This is a genomic window from Methylobacterium sp. 13MFTsu3.1M2, from assembly GCF_900112625.1.
GTDB lineage: Bacteria > Pseudomonadota > Alphaproteobacteria > Rhizobiales > Beijerinckiaceae > Methylobacterium.
On the sequence record NZ_FOMM01000022.1, the window covers coordinates 19,416 to 46,007 of the forward strand.

Below are 26,592 nucleotides of genomic sequence, written 5' to 3' on the forward strand. Positions count from 1 at the left end.
CGGCCGGGCGCGCAGCCTCTGCGACGATTGACGGGCCGGCCTTGATCCTCGACAAGGCGGTCCCTCCCGCTCGGAGACAACGGCGGCCCATCCGGGCTCCTCCGCGCCGCCTCGCCCGATGCTGTTCAACTCCTTCGTCTTCCTCCTCGCCTTCCTGCCGGCCGCGCTGATCCTGCACGGGCTGGTGGCGCGCGCCGCGCCCGCGTGGCGGCTGCCGCTCCTCGTCGCCCTGTCCTTCGTGTTCTATGGCTGGTGGGACGTCCGGTTCGTGCCGCTTTTGGCCGGCTCGATCCTGGCGAACTGGTGCGTGGCGCGCGCCTATCGCCGGTGGACCGGCCGCTGGCTGATCCCGGCGGCGATCGCCGCCAACCTCGCGCTGCTCGGCGTGTTCAAGTACCTCGACTTCGCGGCCGACCTCGCCAACCTGATCCCCGGCCTGGAGGCGCAGCGGCTCGGCCTCGCCCTGCCGCTCGGCATCTCCTTCTTCACCTTCCACCACATCATGTATCTCGCCGACCTGCGGGCCGGCCGGGCGCCGGGCTTCGGGCTCGTGAAATACGCCCTCTACATCGCGTTCTTCCCGCAGGTTCTCGCCGGCCCGCTCGTGCGCTGGAGCGAGATCATGCACCAGTTCGACGAGGCGCCCTACGCGCGGCCCGACGCCGCCGAGCGCTTCGCCCGCGGGCTGATGCTGCTGACCGTCGGCCTCGCCAAGAAGGTGTTCCTCGGCGACCCGCTCGCGGAGTATGTCAACCCGGTGTTCCAGGCCGCCGCTGCCGGCAAGGCCGTCACGGTGGTCGAGGCGTGGCAGGCGACGCTCGGCTTCACCTTCCAGATCTACTTCGACTTCTCCGGCTACACCGACATGGCGCTGGGCATCGCGCTGCTGTTCGGCCTCGTCCTGCCGCAGAACTTCGACGCGCCCTACCGCGCCACGTCGCTCCGCGACTTCTGGCGGCGCTGGCACATGACCCTGTCGCGCTTCCTGCGCGACTACCTCTACATCCCGATGGGCGGGAACCGCCGCGGGCTGCCGCGGCAGGTCGGGGCGCTCGTCGCCACGATGACGCTCGGCGGCTTCTGGCACGGGGCCGGCCTGACCTTCCTCGCCTGGGGGGCGCTGCACGGGATCGGCCTCGGGGCCGGTGTCCTGGCGCGCCGGGCCCGGATCGCGATCCCCGCGCCGCTGGGCTGGGTGCTCACCAGCCTGTTCGTCGTGCTGACCTGGGTTCTGTTCCGCGCGACGAGCTTCGAAGCGGCCCTCGCGATCTTCAAAGGACTCTTCGGGCTCGCGCCGAAGGGCTCCGGCTTAAAGTGGCGTACCATCGCCATCGCCGCCCTGGTCGCGACGGTCGGGCCCACCGCCTGGAACGCGGTGCACCGGCTGCCGCCGCGCCGGCTCCTCGCCTTCGGCTTCGCGCTGCTGTTCGTGCTCGTCCTGCTCAAGATCGGCGACGATGCGAACTACGAGTTCATCTACTTCCAGTTCTGAGGATGGCGCCCGCACCCCCCACGACCGACAGGGACTGGCGCGGCTTCGCCCGCACCCTGGCCTTGTCGATGGTCGGCCTCTTCGCGGGCTACCTGGCCCTCGCGGTGCTGGTCGACCCCTACGATACCGGCCGCTCGACGCTGCTGTCCCGGGGGGCCGTGCGGCCGCAGGGGCCCCGCACGGCCTCGGCCGTCCGCGGCCGCGACCCGGCCTATGCGGGCGTGGTGATCGGCAACTCGCACATCCAACTCATCGAGCCGGCGGCACTGACCCGGCTCACCGGCACCCCGTTCCTCCAGCTCTCGGTGCCGGCCACCGGCCCGTCCGAGCAGTTCGCCTTGCTGGGATGGTACCTGCATCACCACATCCGCCCCGCCGCGATCGTGCTCTCGGCTGACGCGTTCTGGTGCGCGGACGACCCGTCCTTCCCGAGCGAGCACGGCTTTCCCTACTGGCTCGTGGGCGACTGGCCCGCCTACCTGCGCGGGCTGATCCGCTTCTCGGCCGCGCAGGAGACGGTCAACCGCATCGGCTGGCTCCTGAACCCGCGCCGCAAGACCGCCGCGGCCGACGGCTGGTGGGATTACGAGCGCAACTACCTGAGCCAGGGCTTCGGCGTCGATCCCGCCAAGAAGGCGTCGCTGGAGAAGCCGGTCGGGCCCGAGCCGGAGCCGCGGCACGGCGGGCCGTTCCCGATCGCGGCGCGCCTGCGCGCCGAGCTGACCCGGATCCCGGCGGAGACGCCGGTCGTGGTGGTGTTCCCGCCGGTCTACGCCCGCGGCGAGCCGCCGCCCGGCAGCCCTCGGGCGCGGGCCGAGGCGGCCTGCCGGGCCGAGGTGCGCACGGTGCTGGCGACCCACGCGCTCAGCACGGTGGTCGACTGGCGCGACGGCCGTCCCGCGGCGGCCGATCCCGACCAGTTCTTCGACCAGACCCATTACAGGCTGCCGATCGCTTGGAGCCTGACCACGGAGATCGCAGAAGCGATCGTACGGTTGCGGACCAGATGACAGCGTAAAACATCTGTACCGTGGCCTGTTTGCCGCACGCGGCGATGCAGTGACAGCCAGTTACAGCCCCTGCATCCGTGTGCGTTGTGGCGATGAGGCACCTCGACTATACGGCACCTCACGTTATCGCCGCACACCGGCCATCCCCTGGTGGGCGGTTTACCATCCAGCGAGGGTGACGCATGGCGAAGGTGCAGCTGGAGGACGGCTACGTCCCGTCCGACGACGAGCCCTTCATGAACGACCGGCAGCGCGAATATTTTCGGCGCAAGCTGCTGAGCTGGAAGAACGACATCCTGCGCGAGGCGCAGGATACGCTGGTGGCTCTGCAGAGCGAGAACGAGAACCACCCCGACCTCGCCGACCGCGCGTCCTCCGAGACGGACCGGGCGATCGAGCTGCGGGCCCGGGACCGCCAGCGCAAGCTCACCGGCAAGATCGACGCGGCGCTGGCCCGAATCGAGGACGGATCCTACGGGTTCTGCGAGGAGACCGGCGAGCCGATCTCCCTGCGCCGGCTCGACGCGCGCCCGATCGCCACCCTGTCCCTCGAGGCGCAGGAACGGCACGAGCGCCGCGAGCGCGTCTACCGCGACGACTGACTGGGTCCGGGCCGCGCGCCAAATCCCGCGCAGCGCCGGCGCGGCGCCTACTGCGTCAGCCGCAGCGCGCCGATGCTGGCCTGGATCGACTTGAAGGCCTTGATCAGGTCGTCGGACGAGTTGGCGAGGTAGAACTGGTCGGGTGACGAGGCGCAGTTCCGCAGCAGCGTCTGGCCGGCCGAGTCGATCGGATCCGCCGGGACGCTGAAGCCGATCGTGTAGATCGATATATTATTTGTCTTCGCGTTGCTGCACGCGAGGGCTGTCAGTTTGTCGAGCGCATCACGCGCTGTGCGGGTGTTCGAAATATTTTGATTGCTGGGCGGAAGCCGCGAATTCGGGTTCGATCCATCGGCGTTCGTAAAGTAGCCGAAGGGAAAGTACATGGATTTATTGTAGGACGGGTTCGAATTTACGGGCCAGGTATTTTCCCCGTCTGTCATGAGGATCATGATCTTGTTGATCGTGCTGAGGTCGGAATTGGCGCTGTTCGAGGAGTAGCGCGCGCCGTCTGCGAACACGCTGTTCGGGGAAAGCGTGCGCCATCCCCACATGAAACCTTCATGAATATTGGTCGAGCCTGAGGCTACCATCAGGTTGATCAGGTTCTTGAGCGTCGTGGTATCACTGGTCAGTCGCTGAAGCGGCTGGGTCGTGCAGCCGAAATTCGGCCCGTTGGGAATACCCGTGTAGCGGTTTCGCGAGGTGGGCGACGGATCGCGGGGGCTGAGATACTTGCATGCACGCGCCTCGGCCGTCGAGAATGACGTGTCCCGGGTCGGCTTGGGGCAATCGGGGCTGTTTGTATAATCGTCGATATAGCTGTTAAAGCTGATACTCGATGAGTTTTTGGTCGAGTATTCGCTATATTCCGACGAGCCGTCACCCGGCTCGTCGGGGGCGAAGAGCGGGAGATAATAAGAATCCTTGTTGCTCGCGGTCGGTGCGCCGTCTTGAACATTCAGGGGATAGGGCAGTGTTTCGAGGCATCCCGCCCAGGCCCAGCCGGAGTTGGCCGCCTGCAACTTCGAGAAGATGTCGAAGCGATTGGTGATGCCCGTGCCCTGAAGGCCGTTGACGTTGAGCCAGTGATAGCTGGATTGCGCAGCTTGATCGATCCAGGTCGCGTAACGATAGGTGGCTGGATTGACAGCCACAGACGCGGCGAACGGCACGATGGAGATCTTGCTCGCGCTGGAGAAGGCCGGGCTGGTGTAGACGTAGTTGACGAAGTCGGTCGCGGCCGTCTGGACGGCCTGGAGCTTCGACTGTCCCCCGCTCGAGGCGGCCATCGAGCCCGTGTTGTCGAGCACGAGCGCGATCTCGAAAGTCTTCGGCAGCGGCGTGGCGCATTGCGAGACGGCGCCCGGGTTGATGCGCTGGGTGCCGGTCAGCCCGCCGAAGAAGGTCGTCGACTGCTTGTGAGCGGTCAGCGTGATCTTGCGCGGGCTGCTGGTGATGGCCAGCCGGTCGACCACGAGGCTCGCGGCCCCCATGGCACCGGTCATCGTCGTCTGCGCCAGGGCGTTGAGTTCGGTCTCGGACGTCGTCAGCGGCGTCTGGCAGAGCAGCAGCGCCGTGGCGTCGGCCGCGGCCTGGAGCTTCGTCTCCAGCCGCGTGGCGAAGCCGTAATCGATCGCCGCGCCGCCGACCATCACCATCGGCACGCTCAGGAACGCGAACAGCAGGGCGACGTTGCCGCCGCGGTCGCGCAGGACATCGCGGCGCCGCTCGGGGCTGCCGTCAGGACTAGCGGACGATCTTCGTGCCATCGCAGTTCGATTGTTTGTCGTCCGGCAGGACGACTTCCGTGTAGGTGCTGGTGCCGTAGGCCTGGCCGCCGCGGGTCGGCCACGGCGCGCTGCTGGTGAACGTGATCGTGTTGCTCACGCCCTTGGCGAGCTTGACCAGCGCGCTCCCGATCATCGGCGTGTAGCTGATGCTGACCTCAGCCAGCACGTAGCGCATGCCCGGCATCCGGTAGCCGTCCGGCACGGTCAGGCTGGACGCGGGGCCCGGGCTCCGCGCGGTCCCGTTGGTGTTGGCGACGCTGGAGCAGACCACCGGGGGACCGCTCGGGTTCTTCGCGTCGGTGCCCATCGCGCTGACCACGATCTTGACCTTCGACGTGTCGAACGGGCGCATCACCGCCGTGGCGGAGGCGAGGATGTCGTTCATCACGGTGGTGCTGATCGGGTTCTGTGTGTCGCCCTGCGCCGTCAGGTCCGCCACCGTGCGGCCGAGCTGCGTCAGCTTGCGCCACTCGTCGATGGCGTGCGTCACCTCGGTCATGCCCGCCCAGATCGCGAGCAGGATCGGCAGGATGACGGCGAACTCGACGGCCGCGCCGCCGCGCCTGTCGTGCCGGAGCCGCGCCGCCCGCCGGGTCAGGACGGTGAGGACGGGCACGGGCTCGCTCCGACGATCTGGTAGGGCTCGGTGCGGAACACCGCCGTGGAGGTCAGCAGGCTCGATCCCTCCGCGGATCCGCTGGTGAACTGCTTCGTGTTGAGGCCCATCAGGTTGAAGAAGGTCGGGAACGGCACCGCCGCGGTGACGATCACGATCGTCCCGGGCGAAGCGCATTTGTAGTTGGAGCCGAAACCCGTGCTCCACGTGCCCGTGGCGGTGTCGATCGGCTTGTTCGCGGTCGCGCTCGCGAAGCTGCTCGAGGTCGCGACGTCGATCTTGACGTTCTGGCAGTTGAACACGGTGGGCACGGGGCTGACGGGCGATCCGCACATCCGCGCCTTCAGGGTCGCGAGCACGGTCGCCGGATTGGTCTGGCCCGCGGTGTCGAGCTGGAACTGGCCGGTGAAGATCGTCCGGACCGCGTTCTGGAGCGCGCGATCGAAATTCTGCGTCGCCCACATCTGGAACACGATCTGGATGATCGCGCCGCACAGCGCCAGGAAGGGCAGGGCCACCAGGGCGAACTCCACCGCGGCCGCGCCCCCGGTGTCGCGCCCGAGGCGCGCGAGGAGGCAACCTGGCGTCACTCTGACCTGCGTTCCTACAAGTCCTCGGCTGTTCATATGCGAGCAGATCAGTCGGAAGTAGCCATCTCATCCGATGTGACGCCAAGCTTTTGCGAAACTCTTAATCCGATCGACTAGACCAGGGTTATCAAACGGCCGCTACTTTTGGTTGTAATAGCGCCGGCGTGTCGCCGACGCGCTGTTGACGCAACGCCTGCGCGCGCCAGTTCCCCGCGCGCAGGCCTGCCGGAGAACCCCATGAGATCCCCCCTGATCGCGCTCGTGGTCGGCGCGGTGGCGCTCGCGCTCGCCGCCTGCGATGCCCCGAAGCCCGGACCGGCCGGACCTCCAGGGGCGAAGGGTGATCGGGGACCGGCGGGGCCGGCCGGGCCGGCGGGGGTGAACGGCGCCACCGGCGCCCGCGGCCCCGCGGGCGACCCGGGACCGGCCGGACCGGCCGGTCCGCCGGGACCGTCCCTGAACAGCCAGGTGCGCCTCGACGTGGCGTGCCGCCGTGACGAGGAATTGATTGGCGCTTACTGCCGAGGCATGGCGGTTGTGCCGTCGGTGACCGTCACGGACGGCGTGTCCACGGTCGGCTGCCTCGACATGACCGCCAAGGCCGCCAAGGATGCCCAGCCCGTCGCGGTCTGCATGAAGAAGCCATGAGACTCGCCGTCCCAGCTCTCCTGGTCGCGCTGGTGTCCGGCCCGGCCTGCGCACAATCCTTCGTGCCCACGGAACGGGCGGCGATCGACCTCGTGCGCGACCGGCGCACCGCCGGCTTCACCACGGTGGCGCGGACGCTGGCCTATGCCGAGCGCGCGACCGGCGGCGCCTTCCGTCTCGGCGGCTACCGGGTCGATTACCGCCCGGACGTCCCCTTCGCCCGGGTGCGGATCTGCTATCGCCTGGGGATCGACCCGCCGACCTGCGGCCTCGCTTACCGCGTCGCGGTCAATCCCGCCCATGTCGAGCCGGCCGACCGCTACAGCGGCCTGACGCGCGACCTGGAGCACGGCCCGCAGGCCTTCCTCCGGGCACTCGCCCGGGAGGCCGACCTCCAGCGCCAGCCGGACGTCCTGCGGAAGGTCGAGGCCGCGCTCGAGCCCTACAACCCCTACGACTGGCGCTGAGGGAGGCGGCTCTCAGAGCAGCCGCGGCCAGCGCAGGAGCCGCTCCGGCGCGAAGGCCGCGACCGGCACGGCCGGTTCCTGGCCGGTGGCGAGGTCGGCGACGATCTCGCCGGTGATCGGGCCGGTGGACAGGCCGATATGGCCGTGGCCGAAGGCGAAGAGCAGGCCGTCGTGCCGGGGGGCGCGGCCGATCACCGGCATCCCGTCGGGGGTCGACGGCCGGGAGCCGAGCCACGGCGCGTTGTCCAGCGGGCCGCCGAGCCGAAGGGTGGAGGCCGCCTCCCGGGACGCCGCATCGATCTGGGTGTGGTCGGGCGCGGCGGCGCGCGCGTTGAGCTCGACACCGGACAGGACCCGGACCCGGTGCTCGCCCATCGGCGACAGGATCGAGCCCGCGCCCGTGTCGAGGATCGGCCGGGTCAGCGGCGCGCTGTCCGGATGCAGGGCGTAGTGGCGGTGGTAGCCGCGTTCGGCCGCAACGGCGAAACGGTAGCCCAGGGTCCGGGCGATCGCTCCGGACGCGGCGCCGGCCGCGAGGACAACCTGTCGGCCCCGCACCGCGCCGCCGTCGTGATCGACGCGCCAGCCGTCCGCCTGGGGCTCCAGCCGGGCGACGCTGCCCCGCAGGCGGCGGCCGCCGAGACCGGTGAACAGGGCCTCGCACGCCTCGATGAGCCGGCCGGGCTCGCGGACCGACCCCGTCTCGGTGAGCAGCATGGCCCGCGCGTAGGGCCGCACCAGCGCCGGCTCGAGCACGCGCAGCGCCGCGGTGTCGAGGATGTCGAAGGCGACCCCGTGCCCGGCCAGGATCTCGCGCTCGAGGGCGGCGGACGCGAAGGCCGCTTCGGTGCGGTAGGCCTTGATCCAACCCGTCCGCTGCAGCCGGTCGCCGGTCCCGGCCCGGGCCGCCAGCCGCTCGTGGGCCGGATAGGCGGCGCTGGTCAGGGGCAGCAGCGCCTCCGCGGCGCGGCGCCAGCGCGAGGCGCGCGCGGCGGCGAGGAAGTGCGCCGTGTAGGGCACGATCCGCGGGAGATGCCCGTAGTGCAGCCGCAGGCCGCGATCGGCGTTGCGCAGGTAGGCCGGGAGCTTGCCCCACAGGGCCGGGCTCGACATCGGCAGGATCGAGCCGCGGCTGACCACACCGGCATTGCCGTAGGAGGTCCGGGCCCGCGCCTCGCCGGGATCCAGCAGCACCACGTCGAGCCCGCGGTCCCTCAGCGCGATGGCGCTGGCGAGGCCGACCATCCCGCCGCCGACCACCACGATGTCGGCCGTCTCGTCCGTCGCCATGCCGCTCACATCCTGCACCGCACCACGCGCGCCCTTCTGCCGGGTTTCCCGCGTCCTGGGTAGCGGGCGCCGCGGGGCGGCGCATCCGGCCGGTGTGATCGCGAAGTCCCGCGCACATTCCCGCGCAGATCGGCTAGAGAGCGGGCCATGACTCTCGTCCGCTTCGCACCCTCGCCGACCGGGTATCTCCATATCGGCAACGCCCGGCCGGCCCTGCTCAACGCCCTGTTCGCCCGCCGGACCGGCGGCCGCTTCCTGCTGCGCCTCGACGATACCGACGCGGAGCGCTCCACGGAGGCCTTCGCCCAGGCGATCGGCGAGGATCTCGCGTGGCTCGGCGTCGTGCCCGACCTGTTCGCGCGGCAGAGCGACCGCACGGCGCAGCACGCCGCCGCCGCCGACCGCCTGCGCGCAGCGGGAAGGCTCTACCCCTGCTACGAGACGCCGGAGGAGCTGGAGCGCCGCCGCAGGCGTCAGCTCGGCCGCGGCCAGCCGCCGATCTACGACCGGGCGGCGCTGCGGCTGACCGCCGAGGAGCGGGCGGCGCTGGAGGCGGAGGGCCGCCGGCCGCACTGGCGGTTCCTGCTCGAGGCGCGGACCGTCGGCTGGGACGACCTCGTCCGCGGGCCGGCCCATGTCGACTGCGCGTCCCTGTCGGACCCGGTGCTGATCCGCGCCGACGGCAGCTACCTCTACACGCTGCCGTCGGTGGTGGACGACGCCGATCTCGGGATCACCCACGTCATCCGCGGCGAGGACCACGTCACCAACACCGGCGTGCAGGTGCAGATCTTCGAGGCCCTGGGCGCGCCCGTCCCGGTCTTCGGCCACCACAACCTCCTGACGACGGCCGACGGGGAGGGGCTGTCGAAGCGCCTCGGCCACCTGTCGCTGCGCGGCCTGCGCGAGGCCGGCTACGAGCCCGCGGCGGTGCGCTCGCTGGCGGTGCTCACCGGCTCGGCCGAATCGGTGCGGGCGGTGCCCGACCTCGACACCCTCGCGGGCCTTGTCGATCTCGGCGAGATCTCGCGGGCGCCGGCCCGGTTCGACCCGGCGGAGCTCGACGGCCTCAACGCCCGCCTGGTCCACGCCATGCCGTACCCGGAGGCGGCCGCGCGCCTCGCGGCTCTGGGGATCCCGGAGGACCGGGCAGAGGCGTTCTGGGTCGCGGTGCGGGCCAATCTCGGGCGCGTCGCGGAGGCGGCCGACTGGTGGCGGGTCGTGGCCGGTCCCGTCGAGCCGGTGCTCACCGAGCTCGCCGTGATCGCGGCCGCCCGCGAGACCCTGCCGCCCGAGCCGTTCGACCCGGAGACCTGGAAGGCGTGGACGACCGAGATCCGGACCCGCACCGGGGCCAAGGGCCGCGGCCTGTTCATGCCGCTCCGACTCGCCCTCACCGGTCTGGAGCACGGGCCGGACCTCGCCGGCCTGCTGCCGCTGATCGGGCGGGAGCGGGCGGCGCGCCGGCTCTCCGGCGCCGCCGCCTGAGCGATCAGCGGCCGGGCTTCGGGCGCGCCTCGATCAGCGCGGCGTCGAGCAGGAAGCTGCCGTCGGCCTCGATGGCGAAATGCGCCGCGACCTCCGCGGGCGCGGTGACCTGCAGCGCCCGGATCGCCGCGACGTGGGTCTCCGGCGTCCGCATCCGGGCGATCCAGCTCGCGAACTCCATGCGCGGCCGGCCCGGCGTCGCGTCGCCGGGCGCGAATCCGGCCGCCTCCAGCAGGGCCCGCCATTCCGAGACCCGGTAGTCGCGCACGTGCGAGGGGTCGCGCAGCAGCTCCAGCGCCTGCAGGTGCGTGTCGAGCAGCGGATCCTCGGGCGCGACGATGTCGCTGACGATGAGGAACCCGTCCGCCCGCAGCACTCGTCGCGCCTCCGCCAGGGCCGCCGGCACGTCGCGCCAGTGGTGGGCGCTGTAGCGGGTCAGGACGGCGTCGAAGCTCGCGTCGGGGAAGGGCAGGGCCTCGGCGCCGCCCTGCCGCGTCTCGATCCGGTCGAGCCCCCGCCGGGCCGCCTCGGCTGATACGGCCGCCAGCATGTCTGCCGACAGGTCGTAGGCCGTGACGGCGGCGCCAGCGGCGGCCGCCGCGAAGGCGACGTGGCCGCCGCCGCAGCCGAGGTCGAGCACCCGCAGGCCCGGTCGCGCGCGGACCCGCTCGCCGATCCGGTCGAGATCGGCGCCGGCGGCATGCACGGCGCTGGTCACGTAGGCGGAGGCCTGCGCGCCGAACTGGTCGACGACGTGTCGGGCGTGGCTGCGGGCGTTCATCGGCGGATCTCCCGGATCAGGTCGCGAGCGGCTTCAGGCGGGACAGCCGCAGGGCGATCATCAGCGCCAGACCGTACAGCCCGCCCACGAACAGCACCACGCCGTTCCACCCGGAATGGGCGAAGAACCAGCCGCCCGCGGTCCCGAGGACCGACGAGCCCAGATAGTAGAGGCCGAGATAGATCGCCGAGGCCTGGGCCCTGTCGCGCAGCGCCCGCCGCCCGACCCAGCTGCTCGCGACCGCGTGGGCGCCGAAGAAGCCTACCGTCGTCACTACGATGCCGGCCAGGATCAGCAGCAGGCGGTCCGAGAGCGTCATCACGATGCCGGCCAGGCCGACGGCGGTGGCGACCCAGAGGACACGGCGGCGGCCGAAGCGGCTCGCCAGCTCGCCGGTGACAGGGCTGCTGACCATACCGGCGAGGTAGACCGAGAAGATCATCCCGATTACCGCCTGGCTCAGCGCGTAGGGCGGGTCCAACAGGCGGAAGCCGATGTAATTGTAGATGCAGACGAAGCCGCCCATCAGCAGGAACGCCTCGGCGAAGAGCCAGGGCAGGCCGGCGTCGCGGAAATGGTGGGCGAAGCTGCCCGGGACTTCCGCCCAGGCCAGCCGGCGCGGCACGAAGCGGCGCGAGGGCGGCAGCCAGCGCCAGAACGCCAGCGCGGCGGCGAGCGCGAGGCCGCCGATCACCGCGAGCCCGGCGCGCCAGCTGACGAAGTCCGCCATCACGCCGCTGATCAGGCGGCCCGACATGCCGCCCAGCGCGTTGCCGCCGACGAGCAGGCCCATCGACAGGCCGATGGCCTTGGCGTCCATCTCCTCGGCGAGATAGGCCATGGCGACGGCCGGGAGTCCGCTGGCCGTCAGCCCGGTGAGCGCGCGCAGCGCCAGGAAGCCGTACCAGCCGGGGACCAGGGCGGCCACGACCGTGAGCACCGCCGAAGCGACCAGCGAGGCCAGCATCACCGGCTTGCGCCCCCAGATCTCCGAGAGCGGGCTGACGACGAGCAGTGCCACCGCCAGCAGCCCGCAGGGCAGCGACAGGGCGAGGCTGCTCGCGGCCGGCGAGACGCCGAAATCCTCCGCGTAGATCGGCAGGAGCGGCTGGACCGCGTAGAGCACCGCGAAGGTCGAGAAGCCGGCCGCTGCCAGGGCCAGAGCCGTGCGGCGGAAGACCGGTGTGCCCGACCGGATGAGCCCGTCCTCCGCCTCGCTGTTCATGACCGTCCCGCGCCGCTGTCCTCAACCGGTGGTGAGGCGCGGTGGCCGCACGGTCAACTGCCGCGCAGGACAGGCCCGCGCGGCAGCCGCCCTAGCGCGGCGGCGGAGGCGGCGGAGGCGCTGCCTGGCCCTGCCCCCGACCTTGCCCCTGCTGCAGCAGCGGCGTGATCCGCTGGACGACGACGCGGCGGTTCTCCCGCGACGGACCCTGCGTGTTCACTTTCAGGTACTGCTCGCCGTAGCCCTGGGTAGTCAGGTTCTCCGGCGGCACGCGGAACTGCTCGGTCAGCACGGTCGCCACCGACTGGGCGCGCCGGTCGGACAGCGACAGGTTGTCGAGCGCGGAGCCGACGGCGTCCGTGAAGCCCTCGATCAGGAACACCTCCCGGGGGTTGGCCTGGATGGCGCGGTTCATTGCGGCGGCGATCACCGACAGCTTGGCCGCCTGATCGGGCGTAACGGTGAACGAGCCGGTGTCGAAGGTGATCGTGTTGATGTCGACCGAGCGCAGGCGGGCGCGGAGGTCCGGGCTGTAGCGGATCTGGTCCAGCGTGTACCGGCGGTCGACCTGCACCACGGGCGGCGCCGTCAGCGCCTCGTAGACCTCCGCCTCGTCGGCCTGGGCGTAATCCACGATGTAGCGGTCCCGCGGGATGCGGATCTCCGGCGGCGGCAGCACCACCACGTCCTCGTAGATCGGGCGGAGCGGGCCGGCGTAGCTGTTGTCGATCAGGACGAGCTCGCGACCGTCGCGGTAGCGGAGGTAGCGGCGCAGCATCCGACCGTCGTCGTTCGTGACGGTGACGATCTGCTCGCCGCCGGGCCGGTCGACGTAGCTGTAGAAGTCCGCGCCCTGCCGCTCGAACCGGTAGCCGCGCGGGTCGAGGGTGCGGAAGCGCTCGTTCTCGTCGTGGCGGATCAGGTAGCCGTCGCGGTCCTGCACGATGATGCGGCCCGGCTCCCGGTAATAGGTCCGACCATCCTCCCGGAACTCGCGCCGGTCTGTGCGGACCTGATCGAAGTCGCGCACGCCGTCGTTCTGGCGGAAGCCGCCGGGGACGTAGCCGGGCTGTCCCGGCCGGTTGAAGGCGTTCGGGTCGGCCGGACGGCCCGGGCCGCCCGCGGGCGGCTGTCCCGGCTGTGCCGGCGCCGTCCCGGGCTGCGGGCCGCCGGGCGGCGGGGCCTGTCCGGGGGCGGGAGCCTGGCCCGGCGGCACGAACGGCCGTCCCGGAATCCCGGGGGCCATGTTGGGCGGCACCGGCCGTCCGGGCTCGGCGCCGGGAGCACCGTTGGGCTGGGCCGGCGCCCGTCCCTCGGGCTGGGCTCCCTGCGGCTGGAACGGCCGTCCCGGAACGCCCGGAGCGGCGTTGGGCGCCTGCGGCCGGCCGGGCTCGGCGCCGGGACCGCCATTCGGCTGGGCGCGGTTCTCGGGTTGGCGGTTGTCGGGCTGGCGATTGTCGGGCTGCGCGTCTGGGCGCTGGGCCGGTCGACCGGGTGCGCCGGGAGGCGCGTTCGGGGGCTGACGCCGGTCGCCGGGCGTACCCGGACCGCCCGGACGCTGACCCGGCGGTCCGCGATCCGGCGCGGACCGGTCGGGGGCCGCGTCGCGCTGCGCGGGACGGTTCGGCTGGTCGTCGGGACCGGGGCGATCCCGGTCGGGCGCCTGGCGCTGCTGCGGCGGGGCCGGCGGACGCTCCGGCGCGGGCCGCCCCTGGGGCGGCGGAGCCTGATCACGATCCGGCGCCTGCTGACGCTCGGGCCGCGCCGGGGCTGGCCGCTCCTGCGGCCCGCGATCCGGACGGTCCGGCTGCTGATCCCGCCGGTCCTGCTGCCGGTCCTGCTGCCGCTCCGGTTGGCGGTCTTGCCGGTCCGGCGCCGGGGAACGGGCCGCCGGCGGCTCCGGCCGGCGCTCGGGCGCGCGCTCCCGCGGAGGCGGTTCAGCCTGCGGCTGGCGCTGGGCGGGCGGTTCGGGCCGCTCGCGCGGGGGCGGCGGCGCCCGCTCCGGCCGGGGTTCGGGCCGCTCGCGCGCGGCCGGTGGGCCCGGCGGCGGGCCGGGACGCTCCTGCGGCGGCCGCTCGGGGCGCGGGCCACCGTGCGGGGGCTCGCCGCCGCGGGGGCCGCGCTCCTCCGGTCCGCCCTGCGCCACCTGGATCTGGCCCGGCGCGGCGTCGGCGAGCTGCACGAGCGTCAGGCCCGGCAGCACCGTGCCGGTGAGGAGGATCAGGCGGAGCAGGCGCATCGCGGTCTCGTGTCGGTTCAGGCCGAGCCGAACACCGGACGTCGCGTATGGTTCCGCACCCGTCGGCGCGAAACCGGTCTCAGGGGGTGAGGCGCTGGGGCACCGCGATGACGTCGGGCGCGATGATGCGCACGGCAACGTGATCCGGCTTGGCCTCCGCGGCCTTCGTGCCGTCGGCCGGTTGGACCTTCGCCGCATCGTCGCGGCCGGACCCCGCGCCACCCTTCGTGTCGACGCCCGCGCGGCCGGCGGCGTCGGCGGCGAGCTCCGCCGCGGTCCGGTCGGCCCGGCCGACGAGGGTCAGGCGCACCTTCGGCCGGGACAGGGCCTCGGCCTGCATCGGCGTGACGAAGATGTCGCCCTTGTGCCGGACGAGCATGCTCTCGGCCTTCACCAGAGACTGCGCCCAGGACTTGCCCTCCGGCTTGCAGGAGCAGTTCGGCACGAATTCCTTGCGGAATTTGAAGGCGTTGGCGAGGTTCGTGTAGGCGCGGCTGCCCTTTACCGTGGCGGCGTGCTTCAGGGCGTCGTCGCCGTACGGCATGGAATAGGCCTGCGCCTCGGTCCCCGGGCAGAGCGCCTGACACATCTCGTCGGCGCCACCGCGGCCCTCTGGTAGGTTCTTCATCGGGAAGTAGCCGCCGTCGCAGGTCCGCACGCAGACCATCTGCGGGCCGCCCCGGCCGTAGGCCTCACCGGAGCCGGCATAGGCCTCGCGCGGCGGGCAGGTGGAGGCGACCAGCCCCTGAAGCTCCCGCTTCCGGGCGCCGCTGTCGTCGATCACGGCGCCGCCGTAGGTGGCCTTGAGCGCGCGGATGCGCTGCTCCACCGCGCCGCACTGGGGCGGCCGGGTGTCGAAGAACAGGAACTTGCCGCCCTCGCAGTTCAGGCCGCGGAAATAGGCTTCGAGCCGACCGATCTCGTCGTTGAGCGCGCGCGTCGTGCTGGCGCCGCTCTGGAGCGAGGCCAGCTCAGCCCGGTAGCGCCGGCACTGCGGCGACGGCAGCTGCGGCGCCGGCCGCGCCTCGGCGGGCGCCGGGGCGGGCGCGGCCTCCTGCGCGCTGGCGGAGGTCGCGAGCGGAGAGGACAGTCCGAGGGCTATGGCCGCGCTCAGGATGAGGCGGCCGAGCGTACGGACGATCGGGCGGTGAGGCATAGGCTGCATCGCGTTGATCGGGTGCGCGGCGATCCGGAGTATCCGGAGCCCGCGCGCATCCGCGCTTCGGGACGGAAGCGGGGCCATTCTACGCCCCCTCGCAAGACCGCGACACCCCTCCTACATCCGGCCCGCAAGCGTGAGGGGGAATTGACCGGCGATGTTGTTTCGGAGTCTCACCTATGTTGGGCTTCTCGCACTGGGCCTGGCAGCGGCCGGTCCGGCCGCTGCGCAGGAGCCGGACCGGATCTTCGACAAGTCGACGGTCTGGCGCCCGCTGACGCCCAACGACAAGCTCGTGGTCTACGGCGTCGACGATCCGGCGGTCTCGGGCGTGTCGTGCTGGTACACCCAGCCCGAGAAGGGCGGGATCAAGGGCACGCTGGGCCTGGCCGAGGATGTCTCGGACATCTCGCTGGCCTGCCGGCAGACCGGGCCGATCGCCTTCAAGGGCAAGCTCAGCCAGGGCGAGGTGGTGTTCAGCGAGCGCCGGTCGCTGATCTTCAAGTCGATGCAGATCGTCCGCGGCTGCGACGCGAAGCGCAACACGCTGATCTATATGGTCTACTCGGACAAGGTCATTCAGGGCTCGCCGAAGAACTCGACCTCGGCGGTGCCGCTGGCGCCCTGGGGCACCGAACCGGCGCAGAAATGCGCCGACTTCATGAAGTGAGCGGCACCCGGTGACGCGAGCCATCCGCGCGGCGGCCCGGCGACGGGCCGTCCGCGGTCGGCTCAGTCCTGGCAGGTGATCCGGATCGGGCGCTCGGACGGCGCCGGGACCGGCTGGCTGATCGCGCCGGTATACTCGTCGGCGGCGGCGACGCCGTAGGAGTTCGCCGCGGCGTAGCCCTGGGCCTCGCACCACGCGTTGGCGACCACCTGGCCGCAGGCGCTGCCCGGCGTCGTCAGGCACTCGCCGACGCCGTAGCCGTCGCTCGACGGGATCAGGAAGGTCTTCTCGACACGGGCCGGCGCCTTCGCGGGCGTCTCGCCGTCGGTGCCGGCCAGCGCGGCGTGGGTCAGGCCCGCGCAGGCGAGAACGGTGGCGAGAGCGAGGGAACCAACGGCCGAGCGTCGCATGGATTGTCCTTGGGCACAGGATCTGTGGCGTGAGGATCGTGGCCCGGACGGTCCGACGGCGCGGTTAAGGAAGCCTTACCCGCATGGCGCGCAGGCCATCTCGAATTCCTCACGCTTTTGGGTTAGCCCCATCGCGCGGGCCGCGCCGTCGCCGCGATGCAACAGGGTGCCGTGCCGGGGCTGGCCGATCCGCCACGTTTCGGCCGCTCTTCGCCGCGCGGGGCTTTCAGGTCGTTGAAGGCAGGGCCGGATTTCCGGCCACGGCTCCGGGCCGGACGTCATCCCCGGCGCCGGAGAAGGGATGGGTTTCATGGCGCCGATGTTGCGGCTCTACAACACGCTCACCGGCGCCAAGGAGGCGTTCGCGCCGATCGACCCGCAGCATGTCCGCGTCTACGCCTGCGGCCCGACGGTCTACGACGCCGCCCATATCGGCAACGCCCGGCCGATCATCGTCTTCGACCTGCTGTTCCGCCTGCTGCGCCACCTCTACGGGCCGGAGCACGTCACCTACGCGCGCAACGTCACGGACGTGGACGACAAGATCAACGCCCGGGCGGCAGAGCGCGGCATCACCATCCGCGAACTCACCGACGGGACGCTGGCGCAGTTCCACCGCGACGTGCGTGACCTCGGCGTGCTCATGCCGGAAGACGTGAACGTGCCGGGCGCGCGAGCCCGCTTCGTCGAGCCCCGCGCCACCGACCACATCGCCGAGATGGTGACGATGATCGAGGCGCTGGTCCGGGCCGGCCACGCCTATGTGGCGGAGGGCCACGTGCTGTTCGACGTCCCCTCGATGCCGGATTACGGCGGCCTGTCGAAGCGGCCCCTCGACGAGATGGAGGCGGGGGCCCGGGTCGAGGTCGCCCCCTACAAGCGCTCGCCCCTCGACTTCGTCCTGTGGAAGCCGGCGAAGCCCGGCGAGCCGTCCTGGCCGTCGCCGGCCGGCATCGCCGCCGCCGGCCGCCCGGGCTGGCACATCGAATGCTCGGCCATGTCGGCCAAGCATCTCGGCCGGACCTTCGACATCCACGCGGGCGGCATCGACCTGATCTTCCCGCACCACGAGAACGAGGTGGCGCAGTCCCGCTGCTGCTTCGGCACGCCGGTGATGGCCAACGTCTGGCTGCACAACGGCTTCCTCCAGGTGGAGGGGGAGAAGATGTCGAAGTCGCTCGGCAACTTCATCACCATCCGCGACGTGCTGAAGGACTGGCCGGGCGAGGTCGTGCGCCTCACCATGCTCAAGACCCAGTACCGGCAGCCGATCGACTGGACCCTGCGCGGCCTGGAGGAATCGGCCCGCGTGCTCGACCGCTGGTACAACGCCGCCGGGGACGCGCCCGCCGCGCCCGACATCCCCGCCGGGGTCGTCGAGGCGCTCTGCGACGACCTCAACACGCCGGCCGCGATCAACGAGCTGCACCGGCTCGGGAGCGGTGCGGAGGCGCAGCCCGGGGCGCTCCGCGCCGGCGCGAACCTGCTGGGCTTCCTCGCGCGCACCCGCAGCGACCGCGAGCAGGATCAGGTCGCGGCGTCCGGGGTCGACGTCGCGGCGGTCGAGGCGCTGATCGCCGAGCGCCGGGCGGCGCGGGCCGCCAAGGACTGGCCCGCCTCGGACCGGGCGCGCGACGCCCTCGCGGCGATGGGCGTCGCCGTGAAGGACAACAAGGACGGCACCACGACCTGGACGGTGGCGCGCTGATCGCCGAGCCGGCCGCCGATGACACGGACGTGACGGCGGCCGCGTCCTCGCGCCGGCTTGCGCGGCGCCGCGCGTGCGGCATCTGTGGTCCGGGGGCTCGCGGCGGAGATGAGCAGCACGTGATCAGCTTCGGGACCAGCTTCGGGACGATCTTCCGGACCATCGGGGCGCGACGCGGCGCCGCCGCGACGGCGCTCACCCTCGGTCTGGGCCTGTCGGGCCCGGCCGCCGCGATCGACGGCGGCTCGGCCGCTGGCCGGGATGCCCTGGCGCAGGCCACCGTGGCGATCGGCACGATCACCCAGCCCGAGGAGGCGCTGAAGCTGACCCGCTGCACCGGCGTGCTCATCGCGCCGGATCTCGTGCTCACCGCGGCCCATTGCGTGAACGGTGATCCGCTCGGCGCGCTGGTCGTGTTCTTCCGGGGCAGCGAGCCGGCGCGGCCGGTCTACGGGGCGCGTGTCGCCGCCCGCTACAGTCCCGATCCGGGGGAGATGCTGCCGAACGAGGCGTCGGGCGTCAGCCTCTCCGACCTCTCCCTCGACCTCGCGGTCCTGCGCCTGACCGAGCCGGTGCGCGACCGGCGGCCGGTGCCGCTGGCGGCGGATCCCGGCCGCGTCCCCAAGAGCCTGCGCATCGCCGGCGCCGGCCTCTCCGGTCGGACCGTCGGGCGCCTGCGCACGGCCACGCTGACGCCGGTGGCGGCGAGCAGCACCGGGCTGACCATCGCGCGGGCCAACGGTGCCCGGGTCTGCTTCGGCGATTCCGGCGGCCCGGTCGTCGCGCAGGATCGCCGCGGCACCTACATCTGGGGCGTGGCCAGCGCGGTGATCAGCCGGGCCGCGCCCTGCGGCGGCTACGTGGTGATCGCGCCCGCCGCGCAGGTCTTCTCGGCCACCGGGACGCGGTGAGGGCTGCGGATATCGCCGGAACGCGAAAACCCCGCGCGGCCGGACCGCGCGGGGTTTTTCAGGAGACGGTGTGACCGGCGGATCAGACCGCCATGCGCTCCTCGCCGTCCATCGGCTCACGCAGCACGTAGCCGCGGCCCCAGACGGTCTCGATGTAGTTCTTGCCCTGGCTGGCGTTGGCGAGCTTCTTGCGCAGCTTGCAGATGAAGACGTCGATGATCTTCAGCTCCGGCTCGTCCATGCCGCCGTAGAGATGGTTCAGGAACATCTCCTTGGTGAGCGTCGTGCCCTTCCGGAGCGAGAGGAGTTCCAGCATCTGGTACTCCTTGCCGGTGAGGTGCACCCGGGCGCCGCCGACCTCGACGGTCTTCTGATCGAGGTTCACGATCAGGTCGCCGGTGGTGATGACCGACTGGGCGTGGCCCTTCGAGCGGCGCACGATGGCGTGGATGCGCGCCACCAGCTCGTCCTTGTGGAACGGCTTGGTGAGGTAGTCGTCGGCGCCGAAGCCGAGGCCCTTCACCTTGTCCTCGATGCCGGCCATGCCGGAGAGGATCAGGATCGGGGTCTTCACCTTCGCCACGCGCAGCGAGCGGAGCACCTCGTAGCCCGACATGTCGGGCAGGTTCAGATCGAGGAGGATGATGTCGTAATCGTACAGCTTACCGAGATCGACACCCTCTTCCCCGAGGTCGGTGGTGTAGGTGTTGAAGTTCTCGGACTTGAGCATCAGCTCGATGCTCTGCGCGGTCGCGCTGTCGTCCTCGATCAAAAGTACCCGCATCGTCGGTCCCCAGCCCCGCCGGCCGCATCAGCGCGCAGACACGTCCCAGCCTTCGCCCGCCACCGGCCTGTGGACGGGCGCTCCGTCGCTCTTGACGTGGAACGCTATGGATTAATCGTTAACAAAACCTGATTCCTGCCCGCAAGCGTCTCGTTCGAAGTTCCGCGAGCTTGACAGGAGAAACACCGTTCCTCCGGCCTCGCCCTCGGCCCCGATTCCGATCCGCCCCCGTCCAGGCCGCTCGCCCCCTTCGGCGTAAGTACTTCCTGCGCAACGGTTCGATCCCCGGTGTTGTCCGTCGGACACACCGGTACGACTTCGTCGGGCGCGATTGTGGTCGCGACCCGGATCGAGCCGCTACGAGCCCGTGACCCGCAGTGTTAAGGAGGCCGGTAAACGAAGCGTTGAGAGCCAGGCCGATGACACAGGATCCGGCAAGATCCGTTGCTTCGCTCGCGTCGGCGCAGGCCGCCCTCGAGCGGATCGAGGTGCTGGAGACGTTCGGGCGGGTCGTGGCGATCCGCGGCCTGCTGGTGGAGGTCGCCGGACCTGTGGCCGCGATGCGACTCGGTGGCCGGGTCGACGTCGAGGGTGCCAACGGCCACGGGCTGGTGCCCTGCGAGGTCATCGGGTTCCAGGGCGATCGGGCGCTCGCGATGCCGTTCGGCTCGCTCGAGGGGGTGCGGCGCGGATGCCCCGCCTATGTCCGCGACGAATCGGCCGGCGCGATCCGGCCCTCCGGCGCTTGGCTCGGCCGGGTGATCGACGCCCTCGGGCGGCCGGTCGACGGGCTGGGCCCCCTTGTGCAGGGGCCAGACGTCTACCCCCTGCGCGCGGACCCGCCCCCCGCCCATGCCCGCACACGCGTCGGTGGACCGCTCGATCTGGGCGTCCGGTGCATCAACACCTTCCTGACCATGTGCGCGGGCCAGCGGATGGGCATCTTCGCCGGGTCCGGCGTCGGCAAGTCCGTGCTGCTGTCGATGCTGGCCCGCTACACGGCCGCCGATGTGGCGGTGATCGGCCTCGTGGGCGAGCGCGGCCGCGAGGTGCAGGAATTCCTCCAAGACGATCTGGGCGCCGCGGGGCTCGCGCGCTCGGTGGTCGTGGTGGCGACCTCCGACGAGCCGGCCCTGATGCGCCGGAACGCGGCCTACGTGACCCTGTCGGTCGCCGAGCACTTCCGCGATCAGGGCGCCAAGGTCCTGTGCATGATCGACTCGATCACGCGCTTCGCCATGGCCCAGCGCGATATCGGCCTCGCCGCCGGCGAGCCGCCCACCGCCAAGGGCTACACGCCGACCGTCTTCTCGGAGCTGCCGCGCCTGCTCGAGCGCGCCGGTCCCGGGGTGGGGCAGGGCACGATCTCGGCCCTGTTCACCGTCCTGGTCGAGGGCGACGACCACAACGAGCCCGTGGCCGACGCGGTGCGGGGCATCCTCGACGGTCACATCGTCATGGAGCGCGCCATCGCGGAGCGCGGGCGCTACCCGGCGATCAACGTTCTGCGCTCGGTCTCGCGCACCATGCCGCGCTCCTGCGACCCGGCCTACCTCCCGGTCGTACGGCGGGCGCGGCGGCTGCTGTCGACCTACGCCGACATGGAGGAGCTGATCCGGCTCGGCGCCTACCGGGCGGGCTCCTCCCAGGAGGTCGACGAGGCGGTCGCGCTCATGCCCGATCTTGAGGCTTTTCTGGGGCAGGGTAAGGAAGAAGCAACGTCCATCGGCGATGGTTACGCACGGCTCACCGAGATCGTCGGCAGGGCCTAGGCACCATGGGCCGGGGCGTTAACGCTTCGGCGCGATCATGGTGCACGTGGGGGATCCGGGCGGGTCTGCCGTGGGCAGGCTCGCACACAGGCTCGGTCCGGGCACGATCCCGGGTGCGGCCTCAAGCGTTGCGTGGAGTGAGCGTCCTGATGAAATCGCGTGACACGCTGATCCGCCTGCGCCGCTTCCAGGTCGACGAGAAGCGCCGGCGCGTGACCCAGATCGAGATGATGATGGCCGACTTCCAGCGCATGGCGGTGGAGCTCGATCGCGAGGTCGCCGTCGAGGAGGCCCGGGCCGGAATCACGGACGTCGGTCACTTCGCCTACCCGACCTACGCCCGGGCCGCGGCGACGCGCCGGGACAACATGATCCAGTCCGCCCAGGCGCTCGAGGGTCAGCTCGCCGAGGCGAAGGCCGAGCTGGGCGAGGCGTTCGAGGAGCTCAAGAAGGTCGAGATCCTGAACGACCGCGAGCGGACCGCCGAGCGCGCTGCCGAATCGGCCCGCGATCAGGCCGCCATGGACGGGATCGGCCTCAACCGCGCCCGGGGCTGACGCGGCCCGTCGGACCGCTCGGCCGGCTTCCGCGGCACGAAACCGTCACGATCACCTGACAAGGGGGATCGCGGCGGCGCCATGCCGCTTGCAGCGCGTCGCGTGCCGGCGCATCAGGGGCTCTCCCCAGGGCGTCGGTGTTCATGAAGAAGATCAGCGAGTTCATCTGGCCCTTGATCGGCCTCGCGGCCGTCGTGATATCGGGCTACTTCCTCTACCAGGAATTGAAGACGACCTCGCTCGCGGCGATCTGGGCCGCGATCCTCGCGATCCCGCCCCACCGGATCCTGCTGGCGGCCCTGTCGACCCTGGTCGCCTACGCGGCGCTCGCCTGGTACGACCGGATCGCCCTGCTGCATCTGGGCGTGCGCCACATCTCGTGGCTCTTCGTCTCGCTCTGCTCGTTCACGACCTACGCGCTCTCGCACAATATCGGCGCCTCGGTCTTCTCGGGCGCCCTGGTCCGCTACCGGGCCTACACGGCCAAGGGCCTGACGGCGGCGCAGGTCGCCGTGCTGGTGGCGCTCTGCTCGTTCACGTTCTTCCTCGGGACCGTCCTCCTCGGCGGCTTCACGCTGGTGGTCGATCCGAACCTGCTGACGCGCCTCGAGGGCAAGCTCCCGGGCTTCCTCACCGATTCCAAGACCGCGCTGATCGTCGGCATCGGCATGCTGGGCTTCGTCGGCCTGTACGTGATCGGCTCGATCCTGCACCTGCGGCCGCTGCACATCCGGTCGTTCAAGCTCGAATATCCCCGGCCCGGCATCATGGGGCGCCAGCTGCTCGCGGCGCCGCTGGAGCTCCTGGGCGCGGCGGGCATCATCTACTTCGCCCTGCCGGAGGCGATGAACCCGGGCTTCATCCCGGTCCTGGCGATCTTCCTGGCCTCCTTCTCGGTGGCGCTGGCTTCGCACGCGCCGGGCGGCCTCGGCGTGTTCGAGATCGTGTTCATCACCGCGATGCACATCACCGACGAGGCGCAGAAGGACGCGATCATCGCGGCGGTGATCATCTTCCGGATCTTCTACTTCTGGCTCCCGGCCCTGGTCTCGGTGATCGTGGTGATCGCCTTCGAGCGCTCGCGGCTGGCCGCGGCGATCGGCTCGGCCGCGCACGGGCCCAAGGCGGCCGCCGTGCCGGAGCCGCCCGTCGTCGTTCCCGGTCTCGACGCGCACGAGTTGGAGCGGGAGCTCAAGCAGAAAGCGATCTGAGGGCCTGACCGCCGTCTCGACGCGGGGGTGACGCCGCCGCCTCAGCCCCCGCGCGCCACACCGCGAAACCCGGGATCGCTTCGCCGCGCGCTTCGTCTGCGCGCGGCGCGCGCCGATCCCGTGATTTCTCCCTCGGCCCGTGCGCCGGCACGAGTCTGCCCACGCCGGTGTCGCGGCCCCTGGGTCCTCAGATCGAGTTCACCGTCCGCAGCCGCGCCCGCGGGTGGATCTCCGCCTGACTCATCACCGGCGTCTCGCGGCGGAAGCGCTCAATGATCGAGCGCACGAAGGGCCGCGTCTGGGCGGAGGTGACGAGCACCGGCATCTCGCCCTGGCGCGCCGCCGTCTCGAAGCGGTCGCGCACGGTGTTGACGAACTCGCTGAGCTTCGAGGGCTGCATCGCGAGGTAGCGCTCCTCGCGCTCGCCGACGATCGACTCCATGAACGCCTGCTCCCAGGCCGGCGACAGGGTGATGATCGGCAGCATGCCGTTCGGGTCCTGGTACTGCGCGCAGATCTGCCGGCCGAGGCGCGCCCGGACGTGCTCGACCACGTCGCGGGGGTTCTTCACCGCGCCCGCCACCTCGGCGATCGCCTCCACGATCGCCCCGAGATCGCGGATCGAGACCCGCTCGGCGAGCAGGAACTGCAGCACGCGCTGGATGCCGGTGGTGGAGATCTGCGACGGCACGATCTCCTTGAGCAGCTCGGCGTGCTCCTTGGGCAGCTCGCGCAGCAGCTTCGAGACCTCGACGTGGTTGAGTAGCTCGGAGACGTGGGCCTTGATGATCTCGGTCAGGTGCGTCGACACGACGGTGGCGGCATCGACCACGGTGTATCCCTTGAGCTGCGCTTGGTCGCGCAGGGCCGCGTCGATCCAGGTTGCCGGCAGGCCGAAGGTCGGCTCCAGCATGTGCTGTCCGGGCAGCTGGACCTGACCGCCCATCGGATCCATCGCCATGAACTGGCCCGGGAAGATCCGGCCGGTGCCCGCCTCGATCTCCTTGACCCGCACCACGTAGGCGTTGGCGTCGAGCTGGACGTTGTCGAGGATGCGCACCGACGGCATCACGAAGCCGAGTTCCGCGGCGAGCTGGCGGCGCAGGGCCTTGATCTGGTCGGTGAGCCGGTCCTGGCCCTCGCCGTTGACCAGGGCGAGGAGCGCGTAGCCCATCTCGAGCTTGAGGTCGTCGAGCTTCAGCAGGTCGGTGACCGTCTCCTCCTTGGCGGCGCTGGCCGCAGCGACCGCGGCCGCATCCATCGGGGCGCCCAGGGCGTCGAGCGGCGGCGCGAGCTTGGCGGTCTTGTTGATGCGCCACGCCGCGTAGCCGGCGCCGCCGCCCAGCAGGACGAAGGGCAGCATCGGCATGCCGGGCAGGAGGGCGATCAGCAGCATCACCGCGGCCGACATGCCCAGCGCCTTGGGATAGTGCGCGAGCTGCTTGCCGAGCGCCTTGTCGGCGGCGCCGCGCACGCCGGCCTTCGAGACCAGCAGGCCCGCCGCCGTCGACACGATCAGCGCCGGGACCTGGCTCGCGAGGCCGTCGCCGATGGTCAGCAGGGTGTAGCTCTTGGCGGCCTCGCCGAAGCTCAGGCCCTGCTGCGCCACCCCGATGATGATGCCGCCGACCACGTTGATGAAGGTGATCAGCAGGGCCGCCACCGCGTCGCCGCGCACGAACTTCGAGGCACCGTCCATGGCGCCGAAGAAGGAGGATTCTTCCTCGAGCGCCGCGCGCCGCGCCTTCGCGGTCTTCTCGTCGATCAGGCCGGCCGACAGGTCGGCGTCGATGGCCATCTGCTTGCCGGGCATCGCGTCGAGGGTGAAGCGGGCCGCGACCTCGGCGATGCGGCCCGAGCCCTTCGTGATCACCACGAAGTTCACGATGATCAGGATCGCGAACACGATGATCCCGATGACGAAGTTGCCGCCCATCACGAAGTGGCCGAAGGCCTCGATGACGTGCCCGGCCGCCGCCGTGCCCTCGTGCCCGTGCCCGAGGATCAGGCGCGTCGAGGCGAGGTTGAGGGCGAGCCGCAACATCGTGGCGATGAGCAGCAGCGTCGGGAAGACGGTGAATTCCAGCGGGTTGTCGATCGACAGGCCGGTCATCATGATCAGGACCGACAGGATGATCGACACTGCCAGCAGCAGGTCGAGCAGGATCGCCGGCAACGGGAAGATGAGGACCGCCAGGATCCCCAGCACGCCGGTCGCGAACAGCAGGTCCGACCGCTTCGACAGCGCCTGGAGATCGCCGCGCGTCGGCAGCGCGAGCTGGCCGAGGACGGCCGCCGCTCCTGTCTGTGCCGGCGCGCTCGCCGTCTCTGCCATCGATGCCATCCGCTGCCGTTCGCCCGGGACAGGCCCGGGACGTACCCGGCAAGATCTGCCGAGCGGATGGTTAGCGCGGCGTTAAGATGGGGGCGGCGCTCGCGGGAACCCGGGCCGCCGCGATCGCTTGATCGGTCGGCGAGAGCGTCGATCCGGCATCCGACCGCGCCCGCGTCCGGGCCGCCCGCGCCGCCGCCACGTCTCCGGGCCCAGGCCCGGACATACCGGGAGAGCTCGATGGCCCTGCGCGCCCTGACCGCCCTGTTCGACGATTACGACGCCGCCGCGGGGGCGGTGGACCGGCTGGAGGCCGCCGGCATCCCCCACGCGGACATCAGCATCATCGCGAATCGCAACGAGCCCGCGGTCCCGCCGCGGGCGCCCGGGACCGCCGTTCCCCGACCGGTGGACGCGGCGGATTCCGCCGGTACCGGGGCCACGGTCGGCACGGTCCTGGGCGGCGGCGCCGGCCTGCTCGCTGGGCTGGGCCTCCTGGCGATCCCGGGGCTCGGGCCGGTGGCGGCGGCGGGCTGGCTCGTCGCCACCGTGACGGGCGCCGGCGTGGGCGCCGCGGCCGGCGGCCTGATCGGCGGCCTGACCGCGGCGGGCCTCAGCGCCGACGAGGCCGAGACCTACGCCGAGGGCGTGCGTCGCGGCGGTACCCTGGTGACGGTGCGCGCCGACGAGTCCCGGGCCGAGCGCGTCCTGTCCATTCTCGACCAAGCGGGGTCGATCGATCTCGACCAGCGCGCCGAGGGCTGGCGCGCCCAGGGCTGGACCGGCGGCACCATCGGCCCGGCGGCGGACGACCGGGGCACCGGGGCCGGCCGCTGA

24 protein-coding genes are annotated in these 26,592 nt (G+C 71.5%); 13 read left to right on the forward strand and 11 right to left on the reverse strand.

All coding sequences use genetic code 11. From position 1 onward, the window contains the following. Positions 1 to 118 precede the first annotated feature (118 nt). The 3 genes from BM314_RS21400 (at position 119) to dksA (ending at position 3,104) form a co-directional block, all read left to right on the forward strand. The gene (locus BM314_RS21400) at positions 119 to 1,492 is read left to right on the forward strand and encodes an MBOAT family O-acyltransferase (RefSeq protein WP_091980094.1); all 1,374 of its coding nucleotides are present in this window, start codon (positions 119 to 121) and stop codon (positions 1,490 to 1,492) included. A gap of 2 nt (positions 1,493 to 1,494) precedes the next feature. Then, positions 1,495 to 2,502 (forward strand): hypothetical protein, encoded by a 1,008-nt coding sequence (locus BM314_RS21405; protein ID WP_091980096.1) that lies wholly within the window; start codon positions 1,495 to 1,497, stop codon positions 2,500 to 2,502. 182 nt (positions 2,503 to 2,684) lie between these two features. Further along, the gene (gene dksA, locus BM314_RS21410; protein ID WP_012322444.1) at positions 2,685 to 3,104 is read left to right on the forward strand and encodes an RNA polymerase-binding protein DksA; all 420 of its coding nucleotides are present in this window, start codon (positions 2,685 to 2,687) and stop codon (positions 3,102 to 3,104) included. 47 nt (positions 3,105 to 3,151) lie between these two features. On the opposite strand, the gene BM314_RS21415 is transcribed toward dksA, so the two are convergent. Genes BM314_RS21415 through BM314_RS21425 form a run of 3 tightly spaced genes read right to left on the reverse strand, consistent with a single transcriptional unit; the run spans position 3,152 to position 6,103 of the window. Then, positions 3,152 to 4,876: a pilus assembly protein TadG-related protein gene (locus BM314_RS21415; RefSeq protein WP_091925159.1), complete on the reverse strand. Its 1,725-nt coding sequence runs from the start codon at positions 4,874 to 4,876 to the stop codon at positions 3,152 to 3,154. Further along, entirely contained in the window at positions 4,854 to 5,513 is a 660-nt protein-coding gene (locus BM314_RS21420; RefSeq protein ID WP_091980097.1) for a TadE/TadG family type IV pilus assembly protein, read from the reverse strand. Before BM314_RS21420 ends, BM314_RS21415 begins: the two co-directional genes overlap by 23 nt. Then, complete coding sequence (locus BM314_RS21425) at positions 5,492 to 6,103, reverse strand: TadE/TadG family type IV pilus assembly protein (protein WP_244539995.1); 612 nt, start codon at positions 6,101 to 6,103, stop codon at positions 5,492 to 5,494. Before BM314_RS21425 ends, BM314_RS21420 begins: the two co-directional genes overlap by 22 nt. Positions 6,104 to 6,340: 237 nt before the next feature. Between BM314_RS21425 and BM314_RS21430 the strand changes: the two genes are divergently transcribed. Continuing rightward, positions 6,341 to 6,751, forward strand: a complete 411-nt coding sequence (locus BM314_RS21430) for a hypothetical protein (protein WP_020092918.1) — start codon at positions 6,341 to 6,343, stop codon at positions 6,749 to 6,751. Then, positions 6,748 to 7,218 (forward strand): hypothetical protein, encoded by a 471-nt coding sequence (locus BM314_RS21435; RefSeq protein ID WP_091925146.1) that lies wholly within the window; start codon positions 6,748 to 6,750, stop codon positions 7,216 to 7,218. Before BM314_RS21430 ends, BM314_RS21435 begins: the two co-directional genes overlap by 4 nt. Positions 7,219 to 7,230: 12 nt before the next feature. Here BM314_RS21435 and BM314_RS21440 read toward each other — a convergent pair whose 3' ends face one another. Continuing rightward, entirely contained in the window at positions 7,231 to 8,508 is a 1,278-nt protein-coding gene (locus BM314_RS21440) for an NAD(P)/FAD-dependent oxidoreductase (RefSeq protein WP_091925142.1), read from the reverse strand. Positions 8,509 to 8,655: 147 nt separating this feature from the next. Here BM314_RS21440 and BM314_RS21445 point away from each other — a divergent pair, with 147 nt between their 5' ends. Then, positions 8,656 to 9,996, forward strand: coding sequence for a glutamate--tRNA ligase (locus BM314_RS21445; protein WP_091980099.1), 1,341 nt, complete (start codon positions 8,656 to 8,658; stop codon positions 9,994 to 9,996). 4 nt (positions 9,997 to 10,000) lie between these two features. Here the strand turns inward: BM314_RS21445 and BM314_RS21450 are convergent, their stop codons facing one another. From BM314_RS21450 to BM314_RS21465, 4 genes are all read right to left on the reverse strand, one after another. After that, entirely contained in the window at positions 10,001 to 10,777 is a 777-nt protein-coding gene (locus BM314_RS21450; protein ID WP_091980101.1) for a class I SAM-dependent methyltransferase, read from the reverse strand. A gap of 16 nt (positions 10,778 to 10,793) precedes the next feature. Beyond that, positions 10,794 to 12,002 (reverse strand): MFS transporter, encoded by a 1,209-nt coding sequence (locus BM314_RS21455; RefSeq protein WP_091925134.1) that lies wholly within the window; start codon positions 12,000 to 12,002, stop codon positions 10,794 to 10,796. A gap of 91 nt (positions 12,003 to 12,093) precedes the next feature. Then, positions 12,094 to 14,241, reverse strand: a complete 2,148-nt coding sequence (locus BM314_RS21460; protein ID WP_091980103.1) for an OmpA family protein — start codon at positions 14,239 to 14,241, stop codon at positions 12,094 to 12,096. A 79-nt stretch (positions 14,242 to 14,320) separates the two neighbouring features. Beyond that, entirely contained in the window at positions 14,321 to 15,397 is a 1,077-nt protein-coding gene (locus BM314_RS21465; RefSeq protein WP_091980105.1) for a DUF2865 domain-containing protein, read from the reverse strand. 160 nt (positions 15,398 to 15,557) lie between these two features. On the opposite strand from BM314_RS21465, the gene BM314_RS21470 reads away from it, so the two are divergent. Then, positions 15,558 to 16,070, forward strand: coding sequence for a CreA family protein (locus BM314_RS21470; RefSeq protein WP_020092910.1), 513 nt, complete (start codon positions 15,558 to 15,560; stop codon positions 16,068 to 16,070). A 62-nt stretch (positions 16,071 to 16,132) separates the two neighbouring features. On the opposite strand, the gene BM314_RS21475 is transcribed toward BM314_RS21470, so the two are convergent. Then, positions 16,133 to 16,480: a hypothetical protein gene (locus BM314_RS21475; protein WP_042672904.1), complete on the reverse strand. Its 348-nt coding sequence runs from the start codon at positions 16,478 to 16,480 to the stop codon at positions 16,133 to 16,135. A gap of 310 nt (positions 16,481 to 16,790) precedes the next feature. On the opposite strand from BM314_RS21475, the gene cysS reads away from it, so the two are divergent. After that, positions 16,791 to 18,188: a cysteine--tRNA ligase gene (gene cysS, locus BM314_RS21480; RefSeq protein WP_091980163.1), complete on the forward strand. Its 1,398-nt coding sequence runs from the start codon at positions 16,791 to 16,793 to the stop codon at positions 18,186 to 18,188. Positions 18,189 to 18,307: 119 nt separating this feature from the next. Continuing rightward, entirely contained in the window at positions 18,308 to 19,099 is a 792-nt protein-coding gene (locus tag BM314_RS21485; protein WP_244539996.1) for a trypsin-like serine protease, read from the forward strand. 82 nt (positions 19,100 to 19,181) lie between these two features. On the opposite strand, the gene BM314_RS21490 is transcribed toward BM314_RS21485, so the two are convergent. Next, a complete protein-coding gene (locus tag BM314_RS21490; protein ID WP_010683835.1) occupies positions 19,182 to 19,883 on the reverse strand; it encodes a response regulator transcription factor CtrA in 702 nt (233 codons plus the stop codon). Positions 19,884 to 20,302: 419 nt separating this feature from the next. Between BM314_RS21490 and fliI the strand changes: the two genes are divergently transcribed. From fliI to BM314_RS21505, 3 genes are all read left to right on the forward strand, one after another. Then, positions 20,303 to 21,655 carry a flagellar protein export ATPase FliI gene (gene fliI, locus BM314_RS21495; protein ID WP_020092905.1) on the forward strand — a complete coding sequence of 451 codons (1,353 nt, stop codon included), beginning with the start codon at positions 20,303 to 20,305 and terminating at the stop codon, positions 21,653 to 21,655. Positions 21,656 to 21,804: 149 nt separating this feature from the next. After that, the gene (fliJ, locus tag BM314_RS21500) at positions 21,805 to 22,212 is read left to right on the forward strand and encodes a flagellar export protein FliJ (RefSeq protein ID WP_012322462.1); all 408 of its coding nucleotides are present in this window, start codon (positions 21,805 to 21,807) and stop codon (positions 22,210 to 22,212) included. A gap of 143 nt (positions 22,213 to 22,355) precedes the next feature. Next, the gene (locus BM314_RS21505) at positions 22,356 to 23,423 is read left to right on the forward strand and encodes a lysylphosphatidylglycerol synthase domain-containing protein (RefSeq protein ID WP_020092903.1); all 1,068 of its coding nucleotides are present in this window, start codon (positions 22,356 to 22,358) and stop codon (positions 23,421 to 23,423) included. A gap of 187 nt (positions 23,424 to 23,610) precedes the next feature. On the opposite strand, the gene flhA is transcribed toward BM314_RS21505, so the two are convergent. After that, positions 23,611 to 25,758 carry a flagellar biosynthesis protein FlhA gene (gene flhA, locus BM314_RS21510; protein WP_091682035.1) on the reverse strand — a complete coding sequence of 716 codons (2,148 nt, stop codon included), beginning with the start codon at positions 25,756 to 25,758 and terminating at the stop codon, positions 23,611 to 23,613. A 237-nt stretch (positions 25,759 to 25,995) separates the two neighbouring features. Between flhA and BM314_RS21515 the strand changes: the two genes are divergently transcribed. Continuing rightward, positions 25,996 to 26,592, forward strand: a complete 597-nt coding sequence (locus BM314_RS21515; protein WP_020092901.1) for a hypothetical protein — start codon at positions 25,996 to 25,998, stop codon at positions 26,590 to 26,592.

What these genes read in the sequence shown, in the direction of transcription:
- BM314_RS21440 (WP_091925142.1), bottom strand. Translation starts at nt 8,508, where the DNA reads ATGGCGACGGACGAGACGGCCGACATCGTGGTGGTCGGCGGCGGGATG.
- BM314_RS21465 (WP_091980105.1), bottom strand. Translation starts at nt 15,397, where the DNA reads ATGCCTCACCGCCCGATCGTCCGTACGCTCGGCCGCCTCATCCTGAGC.
- BM314_RS21460 (WP_091980103.1), bottom strand. Translation starts at nt 14,241, where the DNA reads ATGCGCCTGCTCCGCCTGATCCTCCTCACCGGCACGGTGCTGCCGGGC.
- fliI (WP_020092905.1), top strand. Translation starts at nt 20,303, where the DNA reads ATGACACAGGATCCGGCAAGATCCGTTGCTTCGCTCGCGTCGGCGCAG.
- BM314_RS21470 (WP_020092910.1), top strand. Translation starts at nt 15,558, where the DNA reads ATGTTGTTTCGGAGTCTCACCTATGTTGGGCTTCTCGCACTGGGCCTG.
- fliJ (WP_012322462.1), top strand. Translation starts at nt 21,805, where the DNA reads ATGAAATCGCGTGACACGCTGATCCGCCTGCGCCGCTTCCAGGTCGAC.
- BM314_RS21455 (WP_091925134.1), bottom strand. Translation starts at nt 12,002, where the DNA reads ATGAACAGCGAGGCGGAGGACGGGCTCATCCGGTCGGGCACACCGGTC.
- BM314_RS21490 (WP_010683835.1), bottom strand. Translation starts at nt 19,883, where the DNA reads ATGCGGGTACTTTTGATCGAGGACGACAGCGCGACCGCGCAGAGCATC.
- BM314_RS21505 (WP_020092903.1), top strand. Translation starts at nt 22,356, where the DNA reads ATGAAGAAGATCAGCGAGTTCATCTGGCCCTTGATCGGCCTCGCGGCC.
- BM314_RS21415 (WP_091925159.1), bottom strand. Translation starts at nt 4,876, where the DNA reads ATGGCACGAAGATCGTCCGCTAGTCCTGACGGCAGCCCCGAGCGGCGC.
- BM314_RS21475 (WP_042672904.1), bottom strand. Translation starts at nt 16,480, where the DNA reads ATGCGACGCTCGGCCGTTGGTTCCCTCGCTCTCGCCACCGTTCTCGCC.
- cysS (WP_091980163.1), top strand. Translation starts at nt 16,791, where the DNA reads ATGGCGCCGATGTTGCGGCTCTACAACACGCTCACCGGCGCCAAGGAG.
- BM314_RS21445 (WP_091980099.1), top strand. Translation starts at nt 8,656, where the DNA reads ATGACTCTCGTCCGCTTCGCACCCTCGCCGACCGGGTATCTCCATATC.
- flhA (WP_091682035.1), bottom strand. Translation starts at nt 25,758, where the DNA reads ATGGCAGAGACGGCGAGCGCGCCGGCACAGACAGGAGCGGCGGCCGTC.
- BM314_RS21400 (WP_091980094.1), top strand. Translation starts at nt 119, where the DNA reads ATGCTGTTCAACTCCTTCGTCTTCCTCCTCGCCTTCCTGCCGGCCGCG.
- BM314_RS21435 (WP_091925146.1), top strand. Translation starts at nt 6,748, where the DNA reads ATGAGACTCGCCGTCCCAGCTCTCCTGGTCGCGCTGGTGTCCGGCCCG.
- dksA (WP_012322444.1), top strand. Translation starts at nt 2,685, where the DNA reads ATGGCGAAGGTGCAGCTGGAGGACGGCTACGTCCCGTCCGACGACGAG.
- BM314_RS21405 (WP_091980096.1), top strand. Translation starts at nt 1,495, where the DNA reads ATGGCGCCCGCACCCCCCACGACCGACAGGGACTGGCGCGGCTTCGCC.
- BM314_RS21515 (WP_020092901.1), top strand. Translation starts at nt 25,996, where the DNA reads ATGGCCCTGCGCGCCCTGACCGCCCTGTTCGACGATTACGACGCCGCC.
- BM314_RS21450 (WP_091980101.1), bottom strand. Translation starts at nt 10,777, where the DNA reads ATGAACGCCCGCAGCCACGCCCGACACGTCGTCGACCAGTTCGGCGCG.
- BM314_RS21430 (WP_020092918.1), top strand. Translation starts at nt 6,341, where the DNA reads ATGAGATCCCCCCTGATCGCGCTCGTGGTCGGCGCGGTGGCGCTCGCG.